The sequence below is a fragment of the Thermoanaerobacter thermocopriae JCM 7501 genome, from assembly GCF_001310975.1.
Taxonomy (GTDB): Bacteria; Bacillota; Thermoanaerobacteria; order Thermoanaerobacterales; family Thermoanaerobacteraceae; genus Thermoanaerobacter; species Thermoanaerobacter thermocopriae.
This window is the reverse complement of sequence record NZ_BAZY01000048.1, coordinates 1-10,530: the sequence shown is the minus strand read 5'-3', so window position 1 is coordinate 10,530 and position 10,530 is coordinate 1. Positions and strand designations below refer to the sequence as shown.

General features: G+C 32.8%; 7 protein-coding genes and 2 pseudogenes. All 9 read left to right on the top strand.

The genetic code is table 11. The features are described 5' to 3' along the window. The first annotated feature begins 12 nt into the window (after positions 1-12). Positions 13-1,495: pseudogene (locus tag JCM7501_RS16330) on the top strand (gluconokinase). Between the two features lie 18 nt (positions 1,496-1,513). Further along, the gene (gndA, locus tag JCM7501_RS11810) at positions 1,514-2,920 is read left to right on the top strand and encodes an NADP-dependent phosphogluconate dehydrogenase (protein WP_028991998.1); all 1,407 of its coding nucleotides are present in this window, start codon (positions 1,514-1,516) and stop codon (positions 2,918-2,920) included. 210 nt (positions 2,921-3,130) lie between these two features. Further along, positions 3,131-4,755 (top strand): annotated as a pseudogene (locus JCM7501_RS11805) (mannitol dehydrogenase family protein). Between the two features lies 1 nt (position 4,756). Next, entirely contained in the window at positions 4,757-6,163 is a 1,407-nt protein-coding gene (uxaC, locus tag JCM7501_RS11800) for a glucuronate isomerase (RefSeq protein ID WP_028992000.1), read from the top strand. A 377-nt stretch (positions 6,164-6,540) separates the two neighbouring features. Beyond that, positions 6,541-7,872, top strand: coding sequence for an ABC transporter substrate-binding protein (locus JCM7501_RS11795; protein WP_211232387.1), 1,332 nt, complete (start codon positions 6,541-6,543; stop codon positions 7,870-7,872). A gap of 253 nt (positions 7,873-8,125) precedes the next feature. Next, positions 8,126-9,001: a carbohydrate ABC transporter permease gene (locus JCM7501_RS11790; RefSeq protein WP_028992002.1), complete on the top strand. Its 876-nt coding sequence runs from the start codon at positions 8,126-8,128 to the stop codon at positions 8,999-9,001. A 2-nt stretch (positions 9,002-9,003) separates the two neighbouring features. Beyond that, a complete protein-coding gene (locus JCM7501_RS16790; protein WP_218184442.1) occupies positions 9,004-9,330 on the top strand; it encodes an ABC transporter permease family protein in 327 nt (108 codons plus the stop codon). Positions 9,331-9,409: 79 nt separating this feature from the next. Beyond that, positions 9,410-9,835 (top strand): carbohydrate ABC transporter permease, encoded by a 426-nt coding sequence (locus tag JCM7501_RS16785; protein ID WP_306301461.1) that lies wholly within the window; start codon positions 9,410-9,412, stop codon positions 9,833-9,835. A 219-nt stretch (positions 9,836-10,054) separates the two neighbouring features. Then, positions 10,055-10,357: a cupin domain-containing protein gene (locus JCM7501_RS11780; protein ID WP_218184440.1), complete on the top strand. Its 303-nt coding sequence runs from the start codon at positions 10,055-10,057 to the stop codon at positions 10,355-10,357. The last annotated feature ends 173 nt before the right edge of the window (positions 10,358-10,530 follow it).

Here is a 10,530-nt window from a genome sequence, read left to right as displayed (position 1 = left end):
GGAGGGTAGGCCATGGAAAAAAATTTAATTCTTTCCGTTGACATCGGTACTACCAATTTAAAAGCTGGAGTTGTAGATGAAAAAGGAAATATTTTAAGCCTGTACAGAAAAGAAACTCCGGTAGAAAAAGGAAGCGATGGAAAGGCGGAACACAATCCAGATGTTCTTTTTAATGCCTTTGTAGAAGCGGCAAAAGAAGCAGCAAAAGGCTATGAGGATAAAATTTCTTTAATTGTGCCTTCTTCCTATATGTTTGGGCTGATTCCTGTGGACGAAAAATTAAATCCTTTAATGGGAGTAATGACTCTTTTGGATTTACGTCCAAAAGAGATTTTTGAAGAGCTTTTAAATGAAGTAGACATAAAAGAAGTCTATAAAAAAACAGGATATACTCCAACTTTTCATGCTCCCTTGTTTAAAATATACTGGATTAAGAAAAAAAGGAAAGAAATCTTTGAAAAAACGCGGTTTTTTTGAGTTCTAAAGACTTTATTTTACTAAAACTTTTAGGGGAACCTTTTACAGAGCCCAGCATTTCATCTGCAACAGGATATATGAACGTAAATACTTTAAAGTGGGATGATTATGTACTTGATATATTAGGAATTGATAAAGAAAAGCTTCCTACAATAGTCCCATCGGAAGAAATTTTAATGGACCTTCCTGATGATGCAAAAAAAATCTTAGGCCTCTCAGGAGAAGTAAAAGTTTTGTCAGGAGTTTATGACGGTGGAGCTGTAGGAATAGGAATTGGCGCTTTTGAAAAAGGAGTAGGAGCTATAAATATAGGTACTACTGCAATGTTTAGGGTAGCCTGTCCTGAAGCTATTTTTGACAGAGAAGATTTAATGAGGCTTCAAACTTATTATCTTTGTTGTGGCGAATGGTTTATAGGAGCTGCTATAAACAATGCTGGAGTTATATTAAAATGGCTAAGAGACAATGTTTTTGATATGTCATATGATGAATTGACAGCGGAGGCTTCAAAAGAGGATTCGGCAAATCTTTTCTTTCTTCCCTATCTGACAGGGGAAAGGGATAAAGAGATAGGTAATATAGCATCTGGCGTATTTTTTGGACTTAAAGATACTCATACAAAGGGTCAAATGATAAAAGCGCTATGGAAGGAGTAGCCTTTTCTCTGAGAAGAATTTCCGAAGCTTTGAAAGATAACAAGGTGAATATAAAAGAAATTAGGGCAGGAGGTGGAGGGACCAAGTCACCTTTGTGGATGGAGATTTTTTCCTCTGTTTTAGGGTTACCAATTAAAGTTTCTAAGGCAGAAGAACCGGCACTTTTGGGTTCTGCACTTTTAGGATATTATGCTTTAGGAAGATACAAGACTTTAGAGGAAGCTACAAATAAATTAGTAAAAATTGAAAATATATATCAGCCAGTAGAGGATAAAATAAGATATTATAACAGAAAATTTGAATTTTTTGAGAGTTTGACAAAAGAGCTTAAAAGTTTATTTGAACTTCACAGTAAATTATAAAAAGTAGGAGGTAATCAAATGAAAGACATTGGATTAATTGGATTAGCAGTAATGGGACAAAATCTCGCTCTAAATATTGCAAGAAAAGGGTATAGTGTATCTGTTTTTAACAGGACAGCTAATACTACCCAGGAATTTATTAAAAACAGAGTAAAAGTTGAAAATATAGAAGGTTATTATGATATCAAGTCTTTTGTAGAATCTTTAGCAAAACCAAGAAAAGTTATTCTCATGATAAAAGCGGGAAAACCAGTAGATGATGTGATTCAACAGCTATTACCTTATCTTGACAAAGGAGATTTAATCATTGATGGTGGAAATTCTTATTTTAAAGATACCTCCAGGAGAATTAATGAATTAAAAGAAAAAGGCATATTGTACCTTGGAATGGGAGTATCAGGAGGAGAAGCTGGAGCTTTACACGGACCATCTTTAATGCCTGGGGGGTCTTACGATGCTTATAAGATGGTAGAAGATATTCTTCTGAAGATTGCGGCTCAGACAGAAGCAGGCCCTTGCTGTACATATGTTGGCAATGATTCTGCAGGGCATTTTGTCAAAATGGTCCACAACGGTATAGAATATGCCATCATGCAGGCAATAGCTGAGGCTTACGATGTACTTCGAAAAGTGTTAAAACTTTCTCCTGAAGAGATAGGAGAGATATTTGAAAAATGGAATAATGGGGAATTAAACTCCTTTTTGATGGAGATTTCTTATAAAATAATGAAATACAAAGACAAAGAAACAGGGAAACACCTTGTTGACCTTATATTAGACGAAGCAGAACAAAAAGGCACAGGTAAGTGGACTTCCCAAACCTCATTAGATTTAGGAATCCCTACACCTTCTTTAAACCTTGCGGTAGAAGCAAGAACTTTGTCTTTCTTTAAAAAGGCAAGAGTAGAATTATCTAAAAAAGTGACAAAAACTTATACCACCACTAATGTGGACAAGGAAAAAATAATAGTTGATTTAGAGAATGCATTACTTTTTAGTGTTTTCATCTCTTTTTCTCAAGGACTGTGGCTTATATCTGAGGCTTCAAAAACTTTTAACTATGACATTGACCTTTCAGAAGTGCTGCGAATTTGGAAAGGCGGCTGCATCATAAGAGCCAAAATTTTAGATTTCTTGAGAGAAATTATTAAAGAAAATACCGAAAATGTAAATCTGTTGAACAGTGAAAAAGCACTGTCTTTCTTGATGAATAAAATTGATTCAATAAAATACATCACTAATTTATCCAAAGAATTTTATCTATCTACTTTTGTGCTTAATTCTTCATTAGATTATTTTTTGAGCATGATAGAAGAAAACCTTCCGGCAAATCTCATTCAAGCACAAAGAGATTTCTTTGGTGCTCACACCTATAAGAGAATAGATAAAGAAGGAATTTTTCACACTGAATGGGAGACACAATAATCCATAAGAAAGAATAGACAATATTGAATTAAAGGGGATTTTTTGTAATCCCTTTTTCTTTTAACAAAAATTCAAAATAAAAAATTAAAAAATCAAGAAGGATTTTTTGGATTTATGTAGAATATATATATTAAACACAAGATAATCCACAAAACAAGGAATGAGTTAGTATGGATTTTATAAAATAGTACGCAGAAAGGAAGAGACAATATGCTTTTAACCAGAGAAGGTATAAAAGACATTGACAGATGGCGCCATGCAGGTATAAAGCTTCCAAACTATGATGTAGAAAAAATAGCAGAGAAAACCAAACAAAATCCCACATGGTTACACTTTGGTGCAGGAAACATTTTTAGAGGATTTATCGCATTGTTACAGCAAGATCTTTTGCACAAAGGTCTTACAGAGACAGGAATAATTGCTGTAGAATCTTACGATTATGAGATAATTGAAAAAGTATACATTCCTTATGACAATTTAAGCCTATTGGTGATTATGCACGCTGATGGCACTCTCGAAACAGAGGTAATAGGCAGTATAAGTGACAAAATATTAGCAGATCCGTGGAGTCAAGATTGGACAAAACTCAAGAACATATTTACAAATCCCTCTTTACAGATAGCAAGCTTTACAATAACTGAAAAAGCCTACAACCTAAAAGACTTTTCAGGAGAATACATCAAAGAAGTAAAAGAAGACATACAAAAAGGGCCAGAAAAACCTAGAAACATCATTTCAAAAATTACCTCACTAGTCTATGAAAGATATTTAAAAGGGAAATATCCTATTGCACTTGTAAGTCTAGATAACTTCTCAGGAAATGGAGAAAGACTTTTCAGTTCAGTAAAAACAATCACAGAAGAATGGATAAAAAAAGGAATGGTTGAAGAAAAATTTTTAGATTATCTTACAAATCCATCAAAAGTATCTTTTCCCTTAACTATGATAGACAAAATAGTGCCAAGACCTTCAGAAGAAGTAAAGAAAAAATTAGAAGGCCTCGGCTTAGAAAAAATGGATATAATTAAAACAAGCAGAAATACTGTAATAGCACCTTTTGTTAACGCAGAAAAAATACATTACTTAGTAATAGAAGACAAATTCCTAACGGGAGGCCTCCTTTGGAAGAGGCAGGAGTAATTTTTACAGATAAAGAAACAGTAGAAAAAGTAGAGAGAATGAAAGTGACAACCTGTTTAAATCCTTTGCATACAACATTAGCGATTTTTGGTTGTTTGTTAAACTATAGCACAATAGCCGAAGAAATGGAAGACCCATGTTTAAAAAAACTAGTTGAAAAAATAGGGTATGACGAAGGGCTTCCAGTTGTAGTTCATCCGGGTGTATTGGACCCAAAAGAATTCTTGAGAGAAGTAATAGAAATAAGATTTCCAAATCCATATATGCCGGATACACCGCAAAGAATTGCTACAGACACATCACAAAAAATGGCAATAAGATTTGGAGAGACGATAAAATCTTACGAGCAAAGAGAAGACTTAAACGTTACAGATTTAAAATACATTCCACTTGTCATAGCAGGATGGTGTAGATACTTAATGGGTGTAGATGATGAAGGAAGACCAATGACATTGAGTCCAGACCCCTTATTAGAAGATTTAAAATCCCACGTTTCAAATATAAAATTAGGAGATATAGAGTCAGTAAAAGACAATTTAAGACCTGTTCTTTCAAATAAACACATTTTTGGATTAAATCTCTATGAAGTAGGATTGGGAGAAAAAATAGAGAACTACTTTAAAGAACTAATTGCTGGCCCTGGAGCAGTAAAGAAAACACTAAGAAAATATCTAGAATGTGAGGCGGATAAGTAAGATGAAAAACTTTATGGATGAAAACTTTTTACTCACAAATGATATAGCAGTAACGCTGTATCACCAATATGCCAGAAACATGCCAATTTATGACTTTCATTGCCATTTAAGTCCAAAAGAAATATATGAAAACAAAAGATTTAAAAACATCACTGAAATATGGCTATATGGTGACCACTACAAGTGGAGACTTATGAGAGCTAATGGAATAGATGAAAAATATATTACAGGAAATGCTGATGATTACAATAAATTTATGGCATATGCCAAAACAATACCCATGGCAATAGGGAATCCAGTTTACCATTGGACTCATTTAGAATTACAAAGATATTTTGGAATATATGACCTTTTAAATGAAAAAACAGCGAAATCCATTTGGGAAAGAGCGAATGAAGTTATAAATCATGATGACTTTAACGTAAGGAACATAATAAAAAAATCAAATGTCAAAATCATAATAACAACAGATGACCCGACGGACTCATTAGAATACCATATTAAGCTAAAAGAACAAAACGAATTTGATGTAAAAGTTTTACCTGCATTTCGTCCAGATAAAGGTTTAGGAATTGAAAAAGAAGATTTTATTCCATGGCTAAAAAAATTAGAAGAAGTCACAGGAAAAGAAATAAATAATTACGATGACTTTTTACAAGCCCTTGAAAAGAGGATAGAATTTTTTCACACAGTAGGATGCAGAATCTCAGACCATGCTTTAGATTACGTATTTTATCAAAAAGCATCAAAACAAGAAGTAGAGAAAATATTCAAAAAAGCATTAATGAGACAGCATTTAACAAAAGAAGAAATAGATAGTTTCAAGACATACACCTTAATATTTTTAGGCAAAAAATATGCTGAATTAAAATGGGTGATGCAATTACACATTGGAGCAATGAGGAACAACAATACAAAAATGTATAAAATACTTGGACCAGACACAGGGTATGACTCAATAAGCGATTTTACAATTGCATATCCTCTGGCAAAACTTTTAGACGCTCTTGAAGTAGAGGATTCTTTGCCAAAAACTATTTTATACACATTAAACCCTGCAGCAAACTATGTAATAGCGACAATGATAGGAAACTTTCAAGGCGGGAAAATAGCAGGGAAAATGCAATTTGGTGCTGCATGGTGGTTTAATGACAACAAGGATGGCATGATAGAGCAGATGAAAGCACTTGCAAACACAGGTTTATTAAGCCGGTTTATTGGGATGGTGACAGACTCAAGAAGCTTTTTATCCTACACGCGGCATGAATATTTTAGACGAATTCTTTGCAATTTGCTTGGTGAATGGGTAGAAAATGGAGAAGCTCCAAATGATATAGAACTGCTGGGCAAGATAGTTCAGGATATTTCATTTAATAATGCGAAGGAGTATGTAATTGAAATTGAATAATAGAGAAAGAGAGAAAATTAAGAACAATAATATGAAAAAACGATTAAAGCAGCAAGAAAAAGCGAAGTTTAATTTGGATAATTAAGAATGTACTGGTACTTTTGAAAAATAATATAATTCTATTAATTTTTCGGTAAATCAAGGAAATGAAAGATGAACTAAATAATGGGAATATAAAAACTTTTGCATAATGAAAATAACATTATTAATATTTGGTAATTTTATAATAAGGATAATAGTAGACAGAAAAGAGTTAGATATTATCACAAAAATCCTGATGGAGATAATGGTCTAACTTTGAATTTCATAGGAGTTCCTCCGCTTTGTTTTTGTAGGTGATAATTTATAGGAAATGTGCAAGAAGTGGAGGGATTCCTTTGAAAATATATACAAAAAATCCAAAAAAGTATAGGAGGGAGAATATGAAAAGGTTTTTGACCGTTGTTTTAATGTTAGCAATTTTTAGTTCAGTGTTTGTAACTGCCTGTTCAAACAAATCTCCACAATTTCAAAATTCATCAGCGAGTGATTCAAAGGATTCGGAAGTAACAACAATAACTTATTGGTACTGGGCCGATAATCCAGACTATTCTGCTAAAATGCAGGAAATTGTTAGGGAATTTAATGCTACTAATCCATGGAATATTAAGGTTGTTGCGGAAGAATATCCTTGGAATGGCGGCGAGTATATGAATACATTATTTACAGCTGTAATGGGTGGAGGTGGACCAGATGCTGCCGCTTTTAAATTAACAGGTGCTCCTCTTTTTACAGCGAATAATCTTCTTGTTAAGCTTGATGATTACATTTTTAACTGGAGTGACAAGGATGATATTGATAATCACTTATACGAAATTATGAAAGACGCTAGTGGTACAGATAGCATTTATGTCATGCCGTGGAACATACAGGTTCTTTATGTATATTATAGACCTTCAATGTTTAAAACAGCAGGTGTTACTGTTCCGAAAACATATGAAGAATTTTTAGAAGCTTGTAAAAAGCTTACAAGAGATACGAACGGTGATGGAAAAATTGATGTTTACGGCTTTGGCATGAGAGGGGGTAAAGGTGGACACGAGCCGTGGGGGTCTTTCATCTGGGCACGTGGTGGCAATTTTGAAAATTTAACAAGTCCAGAAGCAATTGCTGGCATGCAGGATTTTATTAATCTTTATAAGAATGGTTATGTTCCACCTACAGCTCCAACAGATGGCTTTCAGGAAATATTAGCAAATTTTAAAGCTGGAAAAACTGCGATGATGATTCATCATATTGGGTCTTCTAAGGATATGGTTAAAACTTTCGGTGATGATGTTGATGCCTTTGTATTCCCAGCTGGTAAAAATCAATGGACATCACTTGGTGATACGGAAAATGTTATATTTACTAACTCTAAAAATAAAGATGCTGCTTTTAAATGGATTTCTTATTTAGCAACAGGCAAAGGACAAGAAGAATGGTGCTCTTTTACAAGAAATATTCCAGTCAGCAAAAGAGTGCAAAAATTGCCTGAATTCCAAAACGATAAATTTATGAAGGTTTCAATTGAGGGTATGCCACATGCAGGTATTTTCCCAATACTTGATACAACAACAGATTGGATTAATAATACCTGGCCTAATACGGTTCAAGCTGCACTTTTGGGAAAAATTACAGCTAAAGAAGCCATGGAAATATTACAGAAGGGTCTGTGGGGTACCAAGTAATTTTTAAATTGATAGGGTTGCAATTGGTTCTATTGCAACCCTAAGTTTTAAATAATATTCTTGGGTTACTGAAAAATAAAAAGGGGTATGTAAAAAAATAATTTCAAAGATGACAAGTGCTATTTTTGTGTGAGCATAGAGATAAATAAAGAGCAATAGTTAATGGAATAATGGTACCAAAATATTAATTTAAGGTGAAACCATATGTAAAAATTACGTTACAGTAAGTTAGATAAAAAGGAAGGTGACAATATTGAAAAAAAAAGTAAATGTATGGCCATATCTTTTAATTTTGCCTGCATTAATAGTTGTAATACTTGTGATATTTCTACCTATTGGTAAAGCGATGTTAATGAGTTTTCAAAGCTATGATTTGAGAAGGCCATCAGATATACATTTTATTGGCTTAAATAATTATATTCAAGTGTTTAAGGACCCCATATTTTGGTTGTCATTTAAGAGGACGATTGAATGGGTAATATTTGGGGTTGGTTTTCAATTTGTATTTGGTTTTCTTCTAGCATTACTCTTAAATAAAGAATTTAAAGGAAGAGGAATTGTTAGGTCTGTGAGTCTTATTCCATGGGTAACACCAGGTGTGTTAATTGCATTAATGTGGAGGTGGATTTATGATGGGACATACGGTATTTTAAATGATATTTTATTGAGACTTGGATTTCTTCATAAGAAGATTCCTTTTTTGGCGTATCTTGATACTGCATTTCCGGCTACTGTTGTTGCAATTATTTGGCAAGGAATCCCTTTTTTTGCCATTATGCTATTAGCTGGACTCCAACAGATTCCACAAGAATTATATGAGGCTGCTGATATAGATGGTGCTAACGTAGTACAAAAGTTTTTTAAGATAACAATACCTTCTTTAAAGAACACGATACTTGTTACAACATTACTTCGTATAATTTGGGTAGCAAATTCTGTTGATGTTATTGTTAATATGACAGGCGGTGGCCCTGCCTATTCTTCTCAGACGTTAAGTGTCTATATTTTTAATACAACTACTTCGTTAAATTTGGGTTATTCTTCAACAATGGCTATTTTGCTTACTTTAATGCTATTGGTGGTAGCAATTCCATATTTAAAATTAATGTTTAAAGATGAGGAGGGCTAAAAGTGAAAAACACAAATAATTTACTTAATATTATTTTACACTATGTTCCATTAGTAATATTGTTGCTATTTTTGCTTTTTCCTTTTTATTGGACTTTTGTGACATCTATAAAATCAGAGAAAGAACTTTATAGCAGTGTTATAACATATTGGCCACGAAACATAACTTTTATATCATACCAAAAATTATTTGTTAATTTTAATTTTATAAAGCCAATTATAAACAGTTTTATAGTTGCACTTAGCACTACTATTATTTCAATTTTAGTTTCGACTTTAGCCGCATATGCTTTTTCTCGATACAATTTTAGAGGGAAAAAATGTTTATGATGCTATTTTTAACAAATAACATGTTTCCCACTGTTTTGCTTTTAATTCCTCTTTATTCAATTATGCGTAACATAGGGATATTGTATACTCCTATGGCGTTGATACTTCTTATATAACATTTACAATGCCGTTTTCAATATGGTTACTTACTGGTTATATAAATGATTTGCCAATCTCTTTAGAGGAAGCAGCAATGGTAGATGGTGCAAATAAAGTACAGGCGTTTGTAAAAGTAATTTTGCCACTGTTAAGGCCAGGTATTATTGCAACAGGTGTTTATGTTTTTATGACATCATGGAATGAATATACTTTTGCTGTTATGTTTACAAACGAAGTAAGCCGTACTATTCCCGTGGCGCTTAAAACCTTAGTTGGAGAACTGGGTGTGCAATGGGGGTTATTAACGGCGGGTGGTATTATTACAATTATACCAGTGTGCGTAATATTCTTCTTTGTTCAAAAGAGATTAGTTGAGGGATTGACGGCAGGTGCAGTAAAAGGCTAATAAATTCATGATATTAGTAAAATCAAATAAAAATTAGTAACCTTAAAGAAAGACTTTTATTCCCCAGGCGAGTATAATAATCAAATGAAGAGGTGAATCTCTAATGAAAATTCAAAGATATGAATACGAAGGTGAAGGTTTAATCCGTGTATATGATAATAAAAAATGGACGATAGGTATAAAAAATTGGAAAAATTCTAACGATATTGTCAATATCAATTGTTAGAGCGTCACAATGAAACAGATGAATTGTTTGTACTTTTAAATGGAAGATGTCTTATTATTTTTGCAAACGAAATTGATGGTGAGTTGATAATTGGTGTAGAAGAGATGAAACCAATGCGGGTTTATAATATTCCTCAAACTTTATGGCATAATACTGTGATGAAGAAAGATACCAAGTTACTTTTGATTGAAGATTCTTCTACTAGTATAGATAATACTGATATTATAAATTTAAATGCTATTCAAATTGCAAAAATAAAAGAATTTGCAAAAAAAAATTGGTTTTTGAGAAATTAAGTGGTTCAAAACATAATATAAATTTCTTTTTAGAGGGTTTTAATAATTACTTTCGACGCCTACTACCTTTGATATTAAGGTAAGAAAATTCTTCTTTTTTCTCAATATTTTTCTATCAATAGTTGTAAGATATTTAATTGTTCCTAGAATTATGATTTTATTTGGGAACTATT

Coding starts and splice junctions, on each gene's coding strand:
- gndA (WP_028991998.1), top strand. CDS start 1,514: ATGAAAGACATTGGATTAATTGGATTAGCAGTAATGGGACAAAATCTC.
- uxaC (WP_028992000.1), top strand. CDS start 4,757: ATGAAAAACTTTATGGATGAAAACTTTTTACTCACAAATGATATAGCA.